The 16,810-nt window shown below is 71.0% G+C and carries 15 protein-coding genes and 3 pseudogenes; 15 read left to right on the forward strand and 3 right to left on the reverse strand.

Going from position 1 to position 16,810, the window contains the following annotated elements:
* Positions 1 to 54 precede the first annotated feature (54 nt).
* Positions 55 to 132, reverse strand: coding sequence for a 50S ribosomal protein bL37 (locus EEJ42_RS54675; RefSeq protein ID WP_370443954.1), 78 nt, complete (start codon positions 130 to 132; stop codon positions 55 to 57).
* A 165-nt stretch (positions 133 to 297) separates the two neighbouring features.
* On the opposite strand from EEJ42_RS54675, the gene EEJ42_RS19310 reads away from it, so the two are divergent.
* Genes EEJ42_RS19310 through EEJ42_RS19320 form a run of 3 tightly spaced genes read left to right on the forward strand, consistent with a single transcriptional unit; the run spans position 298 to position 1,705 of the window.
* A complete protein-coding gene (locus EEJ42_RS19310) occupies positions 298 to 477 on the forward strand; it encodes a ribbon-helix-helix protein, CopG family (protein ID WP_009712330.1) in 180 nt (59 codons plus the stop codon).
* Position 478: 1 nt separating this feature from the next.
* A complete protein-coding gene (locus EEJ42_RS19315; protein ID WP_123101202.1) occupies positions 479 to 826 on the forward strand; it encodes a VOC family protein in 348 nt (115 codons plus the stop codon).
* Positions 827 to 847: 21 nt separating this feature from the next.
* Positions 848 to 1,705, forward strand: coding sequence for a class I SAM-dependent methyltransferase (locus tag EEJ42_RS19320; protein WP_123101204.1), 858 nt, complete (start codon positions 848 to 850; stop codon positions 1,703 to 1,705).
* A gap of 7 nt (positions 1,706 to 1,712) precedes the next feature.
* Here the strand turns inward: EEJ42_RS19320 and EEJ42_RS19325 are convergent, their stop codons facing one another.
* Positions 1,713 to 2,567, reverse strand: a complete 855-nt coding sequence (locus tag EEJ42_RS19325) for a LysR family transcriptional regulator (RefSeq protein WP_123101206.1) — start codon at positions 2,565 to 2,567, stop codon at positions 1,713 to 1,715.
* Positions 2,568 to 2,636: 69 nt separating this feature from the next.
* On the opposite strand from EEJ42_RS19325, the pseudogene EEJ42_RS54680 reads away from it, so the two are divergent.
* The 10 genes and pseudogenes from EEJ42_RS54680 to EEJ42_RS19370 all read left to right on the forward strand — a co-directional run bounded on the left by EEJ42_RS54680 (position 2,637) and on the right by EEJ42_RS19370 (position 13,844).
* Positions 2,637 to 3,268, forward strand: a pseudogene (locus EEJ42_RS54680) (short chain dehydrogenase).
* 177 nt (positions 3,269 to 3,445) lie between these two features.
* Positions 3,446 to 4,690 (forward strand): NAD(P)/FAD-dependent oxidoreductase, encoded by a 1,245-nt coding sequence (locus tag EEJ42_RS19335; protein ID WP_123101208.1) that lies wholly within the window; start codon positions 3,446 to 3,448, stop codon positions 4,688 to 4,690.
* An 86-nt stretch (positions 4,691 to 4,776) separates the two neighbouring features.
* Positions 4,777 to 5,505, forward strand: a complete 729-nt coding sequence (locus tag EEJ42_RS19340; RefSeq protein ID WP_184503165.1) for a GntR family transcriptional regulator — start codon at positions 4,777 to 4,779, stop codon at positions 5,503 to 5,505.
* Between the two features lie 9 nt (positions 5,506 to 5,514).
* Positions 5,515 to 6,444: a dihydrodipicolinate synthase family protein gene (locus EEJ42_RS19345; RefSeq protein ID WP_123101212.1), complete on the forward strand. Its 930-nt coding sequence runs from the start codon at positions 5,515 to 5,517 to the stop codon at positions 6,442 to 6,444.
* Complete coding sequence (locus EEJ42_RS19350) at positions 6,441 to 7,553, forward strand: proline racemase family protein (RefSeq protein WP_123101214.1); 1,113 nt, start codon at positions 6,441 to 6,443, stop codon at positions 7,551 to 7,553. Before EEJ42_RS19345 ends, EEJ42_RS19350 begins: the two co-directional genes overlap by 4 nt.
* Positions 7,554 to 9,043, forward strand: a pseudogene (locus EEJ42_RS19355) (gamma-aminobutyraldehyde dehydrogenase). It abuts the gene before it with no gap.
* 146 nt (positions 9,044 to 9,189) lie between these two features.
* Positions 9,190 to 9,879 (forward strand): annotated as a pseudogene (locus EEJ42_RS54685) (APC family permease); the annotation flags it as partial.
* Positions 9,880 to 9,970: 91 nt separating this feature from the next.
* Positions 9,971 to 11,053: an APC family permease gene (locus EEJ42_RS51885; protein ID WP_221179389.1), complete on the forward strand. Its 1,083-nt coding sequence runs from the start codon at positions 9,971 to 9,973 to the stop codon at positions 11,051 to 11,053.
* A gap of 12 nt (positions 11,054 to 11,065) precedes the next feature.
* The gene (locus tag EEJ42_RS19365; RefSeq protein ID WP_123101216.1) at positions 11,066 to 13,141 is read left to right on the forward strand and encodes a SpoIIE family protein phosphatase; all 2,076 of its coding nucleotides are present in this window, start codon (positions 11,066 to 11,068) and stop codon (positions 13,139 to 13,141) included.
* An 82-nt stretch (positions 13,142 to 13,223) separates the two neighbouring features.
* Positions 13,224 to 13,844: an L-threonylcarbamoyladenylate synthase gene (locus EEJ42_RS19370; RefSeq protein WP_123101244.1), complete on the forward strand. Its 621-nt coding sequence runs from the start codon at positions 13,224 to 13,226 to the stop codon at positions 13,842 to 13,844.
* A gap of 2 nt (positions 13,845 to 13,846) precedes the next feature.
* Here the strand turns inward: EEJ42_RS19370 and EEJ42_RS19375 are convergent, their stop codons facing one another.
* Complete coding sequence (locus EEJ42_RS19375; protein WP_039936264.1) at positions 13,847 to 14,092, reverse strand: hypothetical protein; 246 nt, start codon at positions 14,090 to 14,092, stop codon at positions 13,847 to 13,849.
* A gap of 196 nt (positions 14,093 to 14,288) precedes the next feature.
* On the opposite strand from EEJ42_RS19375, the gene EEJ42_RS19380 reads away from it, so the two are divergent.
* Together EEJ42_RS19380 and EEJ42_RS19385 are read left to right on the forward strand one after the other, a co-directional pair.
* Positions 14,289 to 15,122 (forward strand): methyltransferase domain-containing protein, encoded by an 834-nt coding sequence (locus EEJ42_RS19380; protein WP_123101218.1) that lies wholly within the window; start codon positions 14,289 to 14,291, stop codon positions 15,120 to 15,122.
* Positions 15,123 to 15,243: 121 nt separating this feature from the next.
* Positions 15,244 to 16,809, forward strand: coding sequence for an ABC transporter substrate-binding protein (locus EEJ42_RS19385; protein ID WP_123101220.1), 1,566 nt, complete (start codon positions 15,244 to 15,246; stop codon positions 16,807 to 16,809).
* Position 16,810 lies beyond the last annotated feature (1 nt).

Consider the following 16,810-nt stretch of genomic DNA (forward strand, 5'->3'; position numbering starts at 1 on the left):
CGGTGCGCCGTGCGCACCGGGGCCCCTCATTGCCACGCGGCAGAGCGCCTCAGATCAGGACTGGGGGCGGCTGCCGTGGTTGGCGCCGTTCTTACGACGGGCCTTCTTCTTGCGACGTCGCTTCGACGACATGTCGCCCTCCTTCCAACGATGCTCTACCTGTACCGATCACTTCGGTGTTCCACGTGGTGATCATGGCGCGCGTACCCAGTTCGCCACGCGTCACCCTTCATTGTGAAGCACCTCACGCCACGTTCACCCGATGACCTAGCTTGCTAGGATGCTAGCATCCTTGATGTGGGTGATGAGGACGTCAAGCAGTTCAACGTGTACCTGCCGATCGGACTGATCAAGCAGGTCAAGTACCGCGCCATCGAGTCGGGCATGTCGTTGTCGGCGCTGGTCGCGGACGCGCTGCGCGCCTATCTCGACGACGCCGACGAATCCGGGCAGCAATCGAGCGAACAGGAGACCTGACATGGCGACCGAAGGCATCGAGGCCGTGTTCCTGACGACACACAACTGGGGCAAGGCGGCCAAGTTCTTCCAGACCCTCGGCTACGAGCTGGAGTTCGCGACGGACCACAGCTCCGGCCAACTCCGCAACGGCGACGGGCCGTACGTGTTCATCGCCGAGGTCCCCGAGGACCAGGAGCCCGAGACGCGGATCGTGCTGAAGGTGTCCGACGCGGACGCGTTCCGCCCCGATCCGGCGGCCGTCGAGGTGGTCACGCCGTTCGAGGACACGCATTACGGGACCAAGGAGATGACCGTCCGCGATCCCGACGGGCGCGTGTGGAGCCTCCAGGCTCCCGCCGGGAACTGAGCCACGGCGAAGGGGAACACCATGGCAGACGAGCAGATCGAGGCGCCGGACAGCACCGCCGTGCGGACCGCACTCTGGCGGGCCCTGCACGTCCGGGTCGACGCACCCCCACATGTGGTCGAGGACGAGATCGGGCTGCGGCTGGCGGCTCCCGCGGACGACTGGCGGGACCGGCCGGACATGGACCCGCGAACCACCAGCGGGTTCCGGGCGGCCATGGTGGCGCGCGCCCGGTTCATCGAGGACCTGATCGCCGAGCAGGCCGGGCGCGGGGTGGGCCAGTACGTCATCCTGGGCGCCGGTCTGGACACCTTCGCCCAGCGCAGGCCGGAGCTCGCCTCCCGGCTGCGGATCTTCGAGGTCGACCAGCCCGGCCCCCAGGCCTGGAAGCGCCGCCGCCTGGCCGAACTCGGCTACGGCATCCCGGAATGGCTGCACCTGGTGCCGTTCGACTTCGAGGCGGGCGGATCCTGGCTGGAGCGGCTGGCCGCCGCCGGTTTCGATCCCGGGCGACCGGCGGTCATCGTCTCCACCGGCGTCAGCATGTACCTCACCAAGGACGCCACCACCGCCACCCTGCGCAGGATCGCCGGGCTCGCCCCCGGTTCGACACTCGCCATGACGTTCCTGCTGCCGACCGAACTCGTCGACGAAGGCGACCGCCCCGGCCTCCGGGCCAGCGAGGAAGGCGCGCGAGCCTCCGGAACGCCGTTCCTCAGCTTCTACACCCCGCAGGAGATGCTGGCCCTGGCCGGCGAAGCCGGTTTCCGGGACGCCCGCCATGTGTCGGGGGCGTCGCACGCCGGGCGTTACTTCGCCGACCGCGCCGACGGCCTCCGCCCGTCGAGCGGAGAGGATCTGCTGGTGGCCACCGTCTGACGCCTCGTCACGCCAGGAGAAGCCGTGTCACATGGTCGTGGAAGGCGTGGGACGCGGGGTGCGTGGGGGCGTCGGGCAGGACCAGGTGGACGGTGAGGGGCGGGGCGTCGGACACCGGGAGATACCGGATGCCGGGGTGCGGGTGGCTGTGTTCGGTGCCCTCGGCGGTGACCCCCACGGCGTCGCCGACCGCGATGGCGGTCAGCCACTCGTCGACGTTGGCGACGTCGAAGGTCCGTGGGCGGGCTCCGCGCGGCCAGAGGTCGGCGGTGGTGGTGCCGGCGGTGGCGCAGAGCGCGACGGCCCGGGTGGCGAGGTCGGCCAGCCGCACGGCCGGGAGGTGCGCCAGCGGGTCGGTCTCGGGCACGGCGGCCACGCGGCGTTCGCCGTAGAGGGGGAAGGACCGCAGGCCGGTGCTCACCGACGGCTCCGTCCGCAGGAACGCCACGTCGACCTGCCCGTGGCGCAGCGCGGTCTCCGGGTCGTCCCGGCGGTGGACCTGGACCGGGGTGTCCGGGTGGTCCTGGCGCCAGCCGCGCAGCAGCGGCACCGTGTGGCGGCCGAGCGCGGCCCAGGCGAATCCGACCCGCAGCGGACCCGAACCGGTCGTGACGTCGGCGAGGGCGGTCTCCACCTGGCTCAGGATGCGGTGTGCGTGTTCCCAGAGCCGTCTTCCGGCGTCGGTGAGGGCGAGGTGGCGGGTGGTGCGTTCGACCAGCTGGGTGCCGGTCCGGCGTTCCAGCTGGTCGAGCGTGCGGGATACGGCGGGCTGGCTGATGCGCAGGACCGCCGCCGCGTCGGTGAAGGTGCCTTCGTCCCCGATCGCGGCCAGCACGCGCAGGTGCCGCAGCTCCACGTTCATAACCCCGGAGCATAGATGGCGCGCGGCGAACATTTCCCTCGCCGAGGGGCCACGCGTAGCGTCCCGGCCATGAAGATCCTTCTGATCGGAGCAACCGGCAAGCTGGGTACGGCCGTTGGCGAGGCGCTGACCGGACGCGGCCACGAGGTCATCACCGTCGGGCGGACCAGCGGTGATCTGCGGTACGACATCGCGGATCCCGCGCAGGTCACGGAGATGTACGAGCGCGCGGGGTCGGTGGGCGCCGTGGTGGGCACGGCGGGCGACGTCCCGTACAAGCCGGNGGCACGGCGGGCGACGTCCCGTACAAGCCGGTCCTGGAGATGAGCCCCGAGGACTATCGGTCCGCCTTCCACGGGAAGGTGCTGACCCAGATCGAGCTGGTGCGGCAGGGCGTCCCCCGTGTCGCGGAGCGCGGCTCGTTCACGCTGATCACGGGGGTGCTGGGGCGCGACCCGATCCCCACGAGCAGCGCGGCGTCGATGGCCAACGGCGCCGTCGAGGCGTTCGTACGCGCCGCGGCCATCGAGATCGCCCCGCAGCGGATCAACGCGATCAGCCCGACCGTCTTCACCGAATCCCTGGAGAAGTACGGGGACTTCTTCCCCGGCATCCGGCCGGTGGACCTCGCCGAGGTGGCCCAGGCCTACGTCCGGTCGGTCGAGGGCGGCCAGACGGGGCAGGTCTACACCCTGGAGTGAGGACACGGGATATGCGAATGGGGCCCGTCAGCCATGACGGGCCCCATTCGCATATGGCACCACAACAACTTCGTGCCGCCTTATTGACCGTCACGGAACGCCCCGCCTAGCGTGCTCGATGCAGATTGTTTGACAATCTGCAGTCCGAACGATGGACCTCAGGAGGGACGCGACTCCATGCGCATCATCGTGGTCGGGGCCGGTGTCGTCGGTTTGGCCGGCGCGTACCGCCTGGCCAGAAGCGGTTGCGAGGTGGTGGTCCTGGAGGCCCGGGGCGCGGGGCAGGCCGCCTCGCACGGCAACGCGGCCAAGATCGCCCTCGCCGAAAGCGGCCCCGTCCCGGCTCCCGGCGTCGTCCTCCAGTCGCTGCGGTGGATGCTGAAGCCGGACAGCCCGCTGTACATCAGGCCCTCGCTCGCTCCGGGCTTCGTGAAGTTCATGCTGGGCATGGCCGCCCACTGCACCGACCGGGCCTTCCGGAACGGTCTGGAGACCCATCTCCGGCTGGCCGAGGGCACCCTGGACCTCCTGGACGGCTGGGCCGAGGACGGCATCGGCTTCGAGATGCACAAGGCCGGTGTCCTGCTGGCCTTCGAGAGCCGGAAACGCTACGCGGAACAGCTCGGCGCGCTCGACGTCTTCGAGCACTTCGGCATGGTCCCGGAGCGGCTGCACGGGGACGAGGTCCGCGTCCGGGAGCCCGCGCTGTCCCACCGGATCCGCCACGGCCTGTACTTCCCCGACGACCGCCAGGTGGAACCGGACTCCCTCACCCGTGGGCTGGTCAAGCGCTGCCGGGAGCTGGGGGTGGTGATCCACGAACACACTCCGGTACGGCGCGTCCTGCGGCGCGGCGACGGGGTGACGGGCGTGCTGACCGACCGGGGTGAGGTCACCGGGGACACGCTGCTGCTGGCCGCCGGGGTGTGGACCGGCCGGGTGTCCCGCCAGCTGGGCGTCCCGCTGCCCATCCGGCCGGGCAAGGGCTACAGCGTCGACTACTCCCCCGCCCCCGTCCGGCTGCGCACCTCGCTCACGCTGGAGGACGCCCGGGTCGCCGTGACGCCGCTGAACGGGATGGTGCGGCTGGCCGGGACGATGGAGTTCGGCGGCCTGGACGAGAAGATCAGGCCGCGTCGTATCGCCGCCATCAAACGCGCCGCCACCGAGGCGTTCACCGACTGGGGCGCCCCCGCGGGAGAGGCGGCCCCCTGGGCGGGTCTGCGGCCCATGACCCCCGACGGGCTGCCCGTCATCGGGCGGCTCGACCCGCTGGACAACGTCTACGTCGCCTCCGGCCACGGAATGCTGGGGCTCACCCTGGCCCCCGCGACCGCGGAGATCATCACCGAGGCCATCACCGGTCGGCGGACTCCCCCCGTGGCGGAAGCCGTCTCACCCGGCCGTTTCACCCGCGGATGACGCCACCGCCCCGCCCGCCCGCCCGGGCGAGGATGGGGCACGTCGGGGCGGACATCCGCCGTCAGCACAGATCGAGGGGTACTCACATGGCTCAGCCGGACGCAACTTCGGCGGCAGGGTCCGCGCACCGGGCGCTGCGGCCGGTCAGCGGCGGCACCCGCAAGGAAGAGGTCGTCGAGGCGATCCGCCGGGCGCTGCTGGCCGGGGAACTCGCCCCGGGCCAGCGGGTGAAGGAGGTCGAGCTCGCCGCCGTGCTGAACGTGAGCCGTCCGACGCTGCGGGAAGCCCTGCACGCCCTCATCCACGAGGGGGCCCTGGTCCAGGAGCCGTACAAGGGGATCCGCGTGGCGGAGACCAGCCCCGAGGTGCTGCTCGACCTCGCCGATGTCCGTGTCTCCCTGGAAGCCATGGCCGCGCTCCGGCTGGCCGAGGACCCTCAGGGTGCGGGGGTGGCGGCTCTGCGGCAGGCCCTGGACGACCACGAAGCCGCCGTGCGGCGGGCGGACCCGGTGGCGGCGGACCTCACCCACCTGGAGTTCCACCGCACGCTGTGGCTGGCGTCGGGCAACGCGATGCTGACCAAGATCTGGCCGTTGGTCGCCGCGCAGATCCGGATGGCCATGACGGTCGACCAGCTCACCCGTGACGACCCGCAACGCGACCTCGAACTGCACCGGCGGCTGGTCGAGGTCATCGAATCCGGCGACGCGACACGCGTCCGCGCCGAAGTGGACCTGCACATCCGGTCGAGTGCGGAAGAACTCGTCCATCTCATGCGAGCCCCCCAGAAGTCCCCCCAGCAGCCTCAGAGTTGAGGAGATTCCATGCATGCCCCGCAGTTCACCGGCATCCTCGCCGCCGTTGTCACACCGCTGACCGCGGACGGATCCGCCGTGGACGCCGAGGGTGTCCGGCGCCAGACCGAGCACATCGTCTCCGGCGGCATCAGCGGTCTCGTGCCCGGTGGCAGCACGGGTGAGTTCACCACCCTGAGCACCGCGGAGCGCAAGCGCGTGACCGAGCTGTACGTCGAGGCCGCCGCGGGGCGGGTCCCGGTCGTCGCGGGCACCGGCGCGCTCAGCACCGCCGAGACCGTGGAGCTGAGCGCACACGCCGAACAAGCGGGCGCCGCAGCCGTGATGGTGGTCCCGCCCTTCTACGACACCCCGTCCTGGGAGGAGTTGCTGGCGCACTACGGCGCGGTGTCGCAGGCCATCGGCATCCCGGTCATGTACTACAACATCCCCGCCGCCACCGGCGTGGACCTGACCCCCGAGCAATTCGCCCGGCTGGCCGGGGAAACCGGGGTGACCTCGTTCAAGGACACCGGCGGCGACTTCCCGCGGTTCACCGCCGTGACGCAGCACCACGCGCGGGACATCACCGCGCTCAACGGCTGGGACACCCTCACCTTCGCCGCACTCGCCAGTGGCGCCACGGCGGGGGTGTGGGGCACCGCCAGTGTGATTCCGCGCCTGTGCGCCGACCTGTACGACGCCCTCGCCGTCCGGGGCGATCCGAAGGCCGGACGGGAGCTGTGGGCGAAGATCTTCCCGATCTGCCAGTTCCTGGAATCCCACAACTACGCCTGTGCCATCAAGACCGGTCTCGATCTCATCGGCCACAGCGCGGGACCGACCCGGCGGCCCGTGCTCCCGCTGGCCCCACGCCACCGCGACGAACTCCGCGCGCTGCTGGTCGCCGCGGGCGAGTCCGTCGCCGAGGACACCCAGGACACCCTGGCCGCCCGATGACGTACGCCCCGCGCATCCACGCGATCGACGTACACGCCGAGGGGGAACCCGGGCGCGTCCTGATCGGCAGCCATCTGCACGTCAAGGGCGCCACCATGGCGGAGCGGCTCCGGTACTGCCGTGAACACCTCGACCCCCTGCGCCGGCTGCTGCTCCGCGAACCACGCGGCTACCCCGGCATGTGCGGCGTCCTCGTCCTGCCGCCCACCGACCCCGCCGCCGACTTCGGTCTGGTGGTGCTGGAACAGGGCGGCTTCCGGCCCATGTCGGGCTCCAACCTCATCTGCGCGGTGACGGCCCTGCTGGAGACCCAGGCGCTACCGGTGACGGAACCGGTCACCGAACTGACCGTGGACACCGCGGCCGGACCGGTCACGGCCCGTGCCGAGGTGTCGCGGGGCAAGGTCACCCGGGTCACCTTCGAGAACGTGCCCGCCTTCGCGGTGGCCCTGGACCACGTGCTGGACCTGCCCGAGTACGGCCGGGTGCCGGTCGACATCGTCTTCGGCGGCCAGTTCTTCGTCCAGGCCGCGGCCGCCGATCTGGGCATCACCCTGGAGCCCGGCCAGGCAAAGGCCATCACCCGGGCCGGTGCCGTGCTGCGCACCGCCGCGCAGCGGCAGTTCCCGGTGAGCCATCCGCTGCGCCCCGAGATCGACCAGGTGGCGCTCGTGATGATCCACGGCCCGTCGCCGACCCCCGGGGTCTCGGGCCGCAACGCGGTCGTCCTGCCCAACGGGGAGGTGAGCCTCACCGACCCGGCCACCTGGACCGGGTCGCTGGACCGCTCGCCGTGCGGCACCGGGACCTGCGGCCGCATGGCCGCCCTCCACGCCCGGGGAAAACTGCCGCTGAGGACGCCCTTCGTCCACGAGGGCATGCTCGGCACCACCTTCACCGGCACGCTCACCGGAACCACCCGGGTCGGCCCCTACGAGGCCGTGCTTCCGTCGATCAGCGGCCGCGGCTGGATCACCGGATTCGCGCAGTACGTCCTCGACGAGAGCGACCCCTTCCCGCACGGCTACGTCCTCGGCGACCTGTGGGGCCGACAGGCCCCGGAACCCGCCCCCGGCAACCTTCCCGCACCCGTTCCCCAGGAGCACTGAATGGCAAGCACAGGACAGCAGTTCATCGCCGGGAAGCGGCGCACCGGCGGATCCGCGGAACAGGTGTCCATCACCAATCCCGCCACCGGCGACGTCCTCGCCACCGAGACGCTCGCAAGCCCCGAGGACGTCCACGAAGCGGTCACCGCCGCAGGCCACGCCTTCGGCGACTGGTCGCGCACCACCCCCGCGGAGCGGTCCGAGGCCATGCTGCGGTGGGCGGACCTCCTCCAGGCGCGCAGTGACGAACTCGCCGCCACCGAGTCCCGCATCGGCGGCAAACCCATCAAACTGGCCCGTGGCTTCGACATACCCGGCGTCATCGACAACGTCCGCTTCTTCGCCGGTGCCGCCCGCAACCTGGAGGGCAGGTCCGCCGGTGAGTACTCCGGCGAGCACACCTCCACCATCCGGCGCGAACCGCTCGGTGTCATCGGCTCCATCGCCCCATGGAACTACCCGCTCCAGATGGCGGCGTGGAAGGTGCTGCCCGCGGTCGCCGCGGGCAATACCGTGGTGCTGAAGCCGTCCGAGCTGACCCCGCTGACCTCGGTGATGTTCGCCGAGGCCGCCAGGGAAGCCGGTGTCCCCGACGGTGTCATCAACGTCGTCACCGGCACGGGCGCCACCGCCGGACACGCCCTCGTCAGCCACCCCGACGTGGCCATGGTCTCCTTCACCGGCTCCACCGCCGTGGGACGCCAGGTCGCCGCGACCGCGGCCGGGGACGTCAAACGCGTCCACCTCGAACTCGGTGGCAAGGCACCCTTCGTCGTCTTCGAGGACGCCGACCTGGAGGCCGCCGCCCGTGGCGCCGTGGCCGGGGCACTCATCAACAGCGGCCAGGACTGTACGGCCGCCACCCGGGCCTATGTCCACCGCACCCGGTATGAGGCGTTCGTGGCGCGGGTCGCCGAACTCATGGACGCGTACGGCTCGGCCCCGTCGACGACCCCGACACCGACATGGGCTCCCTGATCTCCTTCCGCCAGCGCGACCGGGTGGCCGCGATGGTCGACCGCGCCAGGGAAGGCGGGGCCACCGTCGTACGCGGCGGACGGATCCCCGGCGGCCCCCTGTCCCGGGGTGCGTACTACGAACCGACCCTGATCACCGGGGCCGCCCAGGACTCGGAGATCGTCCAGCAGGAGATCTTCGGCCCGGTCCTCGTCTGCCTGCCGTTCGACACGGACGACGACGCCATCCGGCTTGCCAACGACACCCCCTACGGGCTGGCCGCCTCGGCCTGGACCGGCAGCGTCTTCCGGGCCCAGCGCGCGTCCCGCGAGATCCAGGCGGGCTGTGTGTGGATCAACGACCACATCCCGATCATCAGCGAGATGCCGCACGGGGGATACAAGGCGTCCGGCTTCGGCAAGGACATGTCCGCCTACTCCTTCGAGGACTACACGAACGTCAAGCACGTGATGTCCGAAACCACCGGCGCACCGCGGAAGTCCTGGCACGACCTGGTCTTCACGAGCGGCTGAGCCCACCGGCGCGGACCCCGCGCCCACCATCTTCCGAGCGGGGGCGGCCTCCCGGCCAGGAGGCCGTCCCCTCGGACACATCGGTCCCGCGGCCCACCACACCTCACGCCAATGAGACAGGGCCGCTGAATCCCCTGGGAGGATTCGTGACTACCCTAACCGCCCCGTCGGACGGGGCGAGAAGCCCCGACGGCAAGCTCCACCGCAGCCTCGGCCTGTGGCAGCTCACCCTGCTCGGGGTCAGCACCCAGATCGGCTCGGGCTGGCTGTTCGCCGTCCTCTCCTCGGCCTCCGTGGCCGGTCCCGCCGCCGTCCTCTCCTGGATCATCGGCGCGATCCTCTTCGTCATCGTCTCCCTGACCTGGATCGAGCTGGGCACGCTCTTCCCCCGTTCCGGCGGCATCGTCCGCTACCCCGCCCTCTCCCACGGCGCGTTCGCGGGGTGGGTGACGGGCTGGGGCTACTGGATCGGCACCGTCTGTCTTCCGGCCGTCGAGGCCCAGGCCGTCCTGACGTACCTCGGTGGCCGCTACCCGCAGCTCCATCTGGTCCGGATCGACAGCGGAACGACCGTCCTCGACTGGCCGGCCGGAATCCTGGGCGGCGTCGCCCTCCTGCTGATGTTCTTCGTGCTCAACCTCTTCGGGGTCCGGCTGCTGGCCAAGGTCAACACGTGGGTGACGGTGTGGAAGGTGGTGGTTCCCGTCGCCACCTTCATCCTGCTGTTCTCCGCCTTCGAGGGAAGGAACTTCCACGCCCACGGCGGCTTCCTCCCCACCGGACCCGGTGGCATCGTCCACGCCCTGGCCATCGGTGGCATCGCCTTCGGCTACCTCGGCTCCCGCCAGGTCCTCGACTACGGCGGTGAGGCGCGCAACCCACGGCGCGACATCCCCCCTCGCCGTCATCGGATCCATCCTCATCCCCATGGTCATCTACCTCGGGCTCCAGATCGGCTTCCTGGGCGCTCTCGACTGGAAGGACGCGGGCCTGGCCCCGGGCGACTGGGCGGGGCTGACCAGCAGCGACTGGGCGTCCTCTCCCCTGTTCTCCGCGCTGGGCGCCGCCGGGTTCGGCTCGTTCGCCACCGTGTTGCTCATCGACGCCGCCGTCTCCCCCGCCGGAAACGGCTGGGTCACCCTGGGCAGCGCCGCCCGCGCCTCCTACGCCTTCGGCGTCGACGCCTACGCCCCCGCGCCCCTGGCCAAGGTCAACCGGTACGGCATCCCCTGGATCTCGCTGATCACCGCACTCGTCGTGAGCGCGCTGTTCCTGCTGCCCTTCCCCAGCTGGTACCAGCTCGTCTCCGTCGTCTCCGCCGGGCTGGTGCTCAGCTATCTCATGGGCAGTGCCATCCTGCCCGTCCTGCGCCGCACCGCGCCGGACCTCCCCGGCACGTGGCGGCTGCCCGCCATCCGGCTGTGGGCGCCCACCGGCTACGCCGCCGGGCTGTTCATCGTCTACGCCGCCGGGTTCTCCGCGCTCGTCCAGCTGCTCATCATCGCCTTCGCCGGGCTCGCCGTGTACGGCGCCTACACCTCGGTGCGCAGTGGCTGGGTCCGCCGTGGCACGGGGTGGGCCCTGTCCACCGCGTTCCTCGTGGCCTGGGTCGCGGTCACCGTGCGCGGAGGCTGGTTCATGCACGTCAGCGGGGCCCGGCGGCCGGACAGCTGGGACTTCCCCTGGTACATGGGGGCCATGGTGGCGACCGTGGCGCTGTTCCTCGCCGCGCTGAGGGCAGCCAGCACCGCGGAGGGACGCCGTCATCTGGACGCCGGTGTCTGGCTGATCGCCACGCTCCTCGCCGTCCTGGCGGTCTCCCATTACGGCGCGTTCGGCCCCCTCGCCACGCCACCGCTGGGCGAGCCGTACGACCTGCTCGCGGTCGTCGCCCTCGCGCTGGTCAGCTACGGGTGGGCCGTGCGCAGCGGCTTCCGCACCGAGCAACTCGACCGGGCCCTCGCGGAGGACCGTCCCCGACCCCGAACCGCCCCGTGCCCGATGCGGTAAATCCGCATTCGGGTGGGTAAGTGGCTTGGTGTGCGCTGGCTGAGCAACATCCGGACAGCGATAGCGTTCGCCCTGGTGGGGCCGCTGATCGTTTCCTTGCTGCTGGTGCCGTTCCGTACCATCTTCCCCCGGACCGACGCGGCTCTCGTGCTGGTGGCGGTGGTGGTGGCCGTGGCCGCCCTGGGGTACCGGAGTGCCGGAGTGGTCGCGGCGCTGTCGGCCACCCTCTGGTTCGACTTCTTCCTGACCCGCCCGTGGGGAGCGCTGTCCGTCACCAGCGCCCAGGAGGGCTGGACGGCCGCCCTGCTGCTCGTCATCAGTCTCGCCGTCTCGGAGCTGGCGGTGCGCGCCCTGAGCCAGCGGGATCGGGCGCGGTCGGCACATGACCGCCTCAAGCTGCTGCACGACGCGGGCACGGCCATCGGCGCAACCCTCGACGCGGAGCGGACCGCGCAGGAGCTGGCACAGGTGGCGGTGGGCCGGTTCGCCGACTTCGTCACCGTCGATCTGGCGGTGTGCGTCCTGGCCGGGGAGGAGATGCCCTCGGAGGGCGCCACACAGGTGCGCCGGGTGGCCGTGGCCGGGGTCCGCCGCGACCATCCGCTGCTCCCCGTGGGCGGGCCGCCCCGGCTTGCCCTGTGCGATCCACTGGCCCGCGGTTCGCCCTGCGGGCGGGCGAGGATCGAACCCGATCTGCGGGCCTGCGTCGACTGGCAGGCGCTGGTCCCCGAGCCCGCCGGGGCAGTATTGGACCACGGCATGCGCTCGCTGATCACGGCTCCGCTGCGGGCGCGGGGCAGCGTGCTGGGGATGGTGGCCTTCTGGCGTACGCGGGACACCCGGCCCTTCACCGACAGCGACCTGTCCGACGCCGGGGAGCTGGCCGCCAAGGCCGCCGCGGCCATCGACAACGCGCGCCGTTACACCCGTGAGCGGGCCACCGCCCTGGCGCTCCAGCGCAATCTGCTGCCCCGGCATCTGCCCCGGCAGACGGCCGTCGAGGTGGCGTCCCGTTATCTTCCGGCGGATTCGCGGGCCGGAGTGGGCGGCGACTGGTTCGATGTGATCCCGCTGTCCGGCAGCCGTGTGGCGCTCGTCGTCGGGGATGTGGTCGGCCACGGCCTCAACGCCTCCGCCACCATGGGACGGCTGCGCACCGCCGTGCGCACCCTGGCCGATGTCGACCTCCCGCCCGACGAGCTCCTCACCTATCTCGACGACCTGGTCATCCACCTCACCGATGACGAGCGGGATAACACGGCCGAAGGGGCCGAAGAGGACGAGGAGGACACCGACACGGCGACCACCGGCGAGGTGGGAGCGACCTGTCTGTACGCGGTGTACGACCCGGTCTCCCGGCACTGCGCGCTGGCCTCGGCCGGTCATCCGCTGCCCGTCCTCGTCACCCCCGGCGGCCGGGCCGATCTGGTGTGCGGCTTCACCGGCCCGCCCCTCGGAGTGGGCGGCCTCCCGTTCGAGACCACCGAGCTGGACCTGGCCGCGGGCAGCGTTCTCGCCCTGTACTCCGACGGTCTGGTGCGGGCGAGGGACCGCGACATCGACGCGGGGCTGACCAAGCTGTGCGACACGCTGTCGGTGCCGGACGCATCGCTGAGCACGGCCTGCGACACCGTTCTGCGCACACTGGCGGCCGACCGCCCGGCGGACGACATCACCCTGCTGCTCGCCCGTACCCTCGCCCTGGCCCCCGACCGGGTCGCCGGCTGGGACATCGCCGACGACCCTGCCCTGGTCGTACAGGCCCGGAAGCTGGCCGTGGAGCAGCTCGACGCATGGGGGCTGTGGGATCTGGTCTTCGTCACCGAGCTGCTGGTCAGCGAGCTGGTCACCAATGCCATCCGCTACGGCGCCGCGCCGATCCGGCTGCGGCTGATCCGCGACCGCAAGCTGATCTGCGAGGTGTCCGACGCCAGCAGCACCACGCCCCATCTGCGCCGCACCCTCGCCTACGACGAGGGCGGCCGCGGCCTGGTGCTCGTCGCCCAGCTCAGCCACAACTGGGGGACGCGCCAGACCACCGCCGGAAAGACCATCTGGTGCGAGCAGAGGCTGCCGGTCACGGGGTGAGCGACCGGACCGGCACGGCTCCCCGCGCCCTTTCCGGATCATCGCTCTGCGCATGTTCCCGGCGATCGATTACGCTCGGCGGATGGCGAAGTACTTCGATGTGCACCCCGACAATCCTCAAGCGCGCACGATCAGCAATGTGGCCGACAGGATCCGCTCCGGCGCGCTTGTCGCCTACCCGACGGACTCCTGCTTCGCGCTGGGCTGCCAGATGGGCAACCGCGACGGCATCAGCCGGATCCGGTCGATCCGTAATCTCGACGACCGTCACCACTTCACCCTCGTGTGCCAGGATTTCGCGCAGCTGGGTCAGTTCGTGCACATCGACAAGGATGTGTTCCGCGCGATCAAGGCGGCGACGCCCGGCAGCTACACCTTCATCCTGCCCGCGACGAAGGACGTGCCGCGGGCGCTGCCGCATCCGAAGAAGAAGACGGTCGGGGTGCGGATTCCGGACCACGCCGTCACTCAGGCGCTGCTCGCCGAGATCGGCGAGCCACTACTGTCCAGCACCCTGCTGCTGCCCGGCGAGGACGAGCCGATGACGCAGGGCTGGGAGATCAAGGAGCGGCTCGACCATGTGGTGGACGCCGTGGTCGACTCGGGCGACTGCGGCACCGAGCCGACCACGGTCATCGACTTCTCCGACGGCGAGGCCCGGATCGTACGCCGGGGAGCGGGCGACACCGCGCGGTTCGAATAGGACTAATCGTCGATGCACTTGGGGTACTTCGAGCCCCGGTTGCAGTCGTGGTAGTCGTACTTGCTGACCCGGAACTTCTTCTCCTCGCCCCCCTTAGCGGGATCGACGACCAGATAGAACTTCTTCCCGTCCTTCACCTTCTCGGTGACCTTCCCCTCCGGCCCTTTCTCGAAGTCCTGTGCGCACCCGGTGAGTGCGAGGGCGGTCACGGCCACGAGAGCGAGGGCGGGGGCGAGGCGGCGTTGCATGTGGTGCTCCTGATCGACTTGAAGACGAGGGCAGTCTAAGGTCATCCGCCGCCCCGCTGAGCAGGCAGGGTCCGGCGATCACACCCCCTTCACACACGGCGTCCGGGGACCGGCCGAATCGGGGCCTCGCGGGCTACCGTTGGGGCGAATGGCTCCACCCGTCCCAGCTTCCTTACCGACGCCGTGAGGACCAGCCATGACCGACGCCCCGAAGGCCGACCTGCACGAAGGGTTCCGCGACCCGCTGCGCGCGGGCTCGGCCGCCCTGACCGGTTTCCTGGACGGAGTGGACCGGCTGCCGGGGGTGCGGGCGATCCACCGGGCCATGCGCCGTTCACTCGGCATTCGCCCCGGGATGCGCGTACTTGACGCCGGGTGCGGCATCGGGCTGGAGGTGGCCCGACTGGCCCGTCGGTACCCGGACGCCCGCTTCACCGGGCTGGACAAGAATCCGGACCTGCTGGACACGGCCCGGCAGCGCGCCGTCCCGTCGCCGCCCAACCTCTCGTGGCTCCACGCGGCTCTCGAGACGTCGGAGCTGGAGGAGGGTTCGTACGACGCGGTCCGCACCGAGCGGGTGCTGATGTACGCGCCGCATCCGCTCTTCGGTGAGCTGCTGGATCTGCTGGTTCGCCTCGTACGCCCCGGTGGGCGCCTGGTGCTGTTCGAACTCGATTACGGTGCCACCATGCTGTCGGCCGGGCGTGACGACGACGCGCTGGTGCGCCCCCTGGACGATCTGCTGGAGCGTGCGCTCCCCCAGCCGCTGGCGGGGCGAAAGATCCCGCTGGAGCTGGCGGCGCGCGGAATGGCGGAGGTGGCGGCCGTCCCGTATTCCTTCTCCGTGAACGAACCGGTGTGGCGCGGCATCGTGCACGACACCCTGCTCCTCGCCCTGGAACGGGAGCCCGGTCGGCACGAGGAACTCCGGTCGTGGCTGGAGGCGCAGGCCGCCGGAGCCCACGACAGCCCGTTTCTCGCCGCGTTCACGGGGGTGCTCACCACCGCCCGCCGCCCGGATGGGGCGTGACCGCCGCTTTACCCAACTGCGCCTTCTGTCAGATCTCTTGACGCCCCACCACCTCGGCCTTAGCTTCGGCGTTTATAAATGCAGACCGAGTACGCACATGTAGACAGTCTCGGGGGCCAGGATGAGATCCGACCGGGCGCGCACCGTGCTCACCCTTGTGGTCTCGGGGACGATGCTGGTGACCAGCGCGTGCGCCGTGGCGAACAGCGATGCCGCCGGTGACGCCGGGAGCGCGGGCGGCGGCACGCTGCGGGTGGTGCTCACCCAGGAACCGCCGACGCTGGAGCCCTGCGAGTCGTCGCTGACCGCGACCGGAGTCGTCGTCCGCTCGAACGTCACCGAACCGCTGGTGGAACGGGACCCCACATCGGGCAAGCTGGAACCGCTGCTGGCGACCGGCTGGCGGCAGACGAAGCCCACCACGTGGACCTTCGGCATCCGCTCGGGCGTGACCTTCCAGAACGGGCGCCCGTTCACCGCGGAGGACGCCGCCTTCTCCATCGAACGGGCCGTCAACTCGGACCTCGCGTGCAATGTGGACGGCTATGTCTTCGGCGACGAGAAGCTCGCCGTGCGCGCCGTCAGCCCCACCCGGCTGACCGTCACCACCCGGAAGGCCGACCCCATCCTCCCGCTGCGGCTCAGCTTCATCGAGATCGTGCCGCGCACCACCGACACCGGGGCCAAGGTGCGCATACCGGTCGGGACCGGCCCCTACGCCGTCAGGAAGTGGGAGACCGGGGTCTCCATCTCCCTTGCCCGCAACGACCGGTACTGGGGCAAGGCCCCCGCCTACCCCCGCGCCAGATACGTATGGCGCAGCGACGCCAGTGTCCGGGCCGCGATGATCGACAAGGGCGAGGCCGACATCGCGACGGCGCTGGACCCCGTGGACGCGACCAAGGACAGCACCGTCGCCTACCCCAACAACGAGACGACCGCCCTGCGGCTGGACGGCCGTGAGGCACCGCTGAACGACATCCGGGTGCGCAGGGCGATCGGCATGGCCGTCGACCGCACGGGCATCGTCGAGGCGCTGCTCGGGGGGCTCGCCAAGCCCGCCGCGCAACTCGTCCCGCCCGGCGTGGTGGGCCACAACGACGACCTCGCCACCATCCCGTACCGGGTGGCCGCGGCCCGTGCCCTGGTCGAGCGGGCGGCCGCCGACGGCGTACCGGTCGAGCGGCGGATCACCCTCGTCGCGCGCAACGGCCAGTTCGCCGGGATCGCGGAGGTGGCCGAGGCGCTCCAGTACCAGATGGCGCGCATCGGGCTGAACGTACGGATCCGGATGGCGGACACCGCCACCCACCTCCAGTACCAGCTGCGCCCGCTCCCCCGCGGCGTCGGGCCGATAGCGCTGCTCATCATGCACGGCAACCAGGCCGGGGACGCCGCCTTCACCACCAGTCAGTACCTGCTGAGCGACGGCCCCCAGTCCACGTTCGGCACGCGGCGGCTCGACCGGCGCATCGCCGCGGCGAACGCGCTGTCCGGCAAGGCCCGTCAGAGGGCCTTCGCCCAGGTGCTCGCCTACCAGAACGAGAAGGTGGCGCAGTACGCCTACCTGGCCCATATGCGCGGGCTGCTCGGGCTGTCGCCCTCGGTGCGGTACCGCCCGGACTCCGCCACCGGGGACGAGATGCGGCTGGCCGAGGTCCGCCCCGTGAAGGCGGGGAACCACTGAC

This window comes from Streptomyces botrytidirepellens (genome assembly GCF_003721215.1).
GTDB classification, from domain to species: Bacteria; Actinomycetota; Actinomycetes; order Streptomycetales; family Streptomycetaceae; genus Streptomyces; species Streptomyces himastatinicus.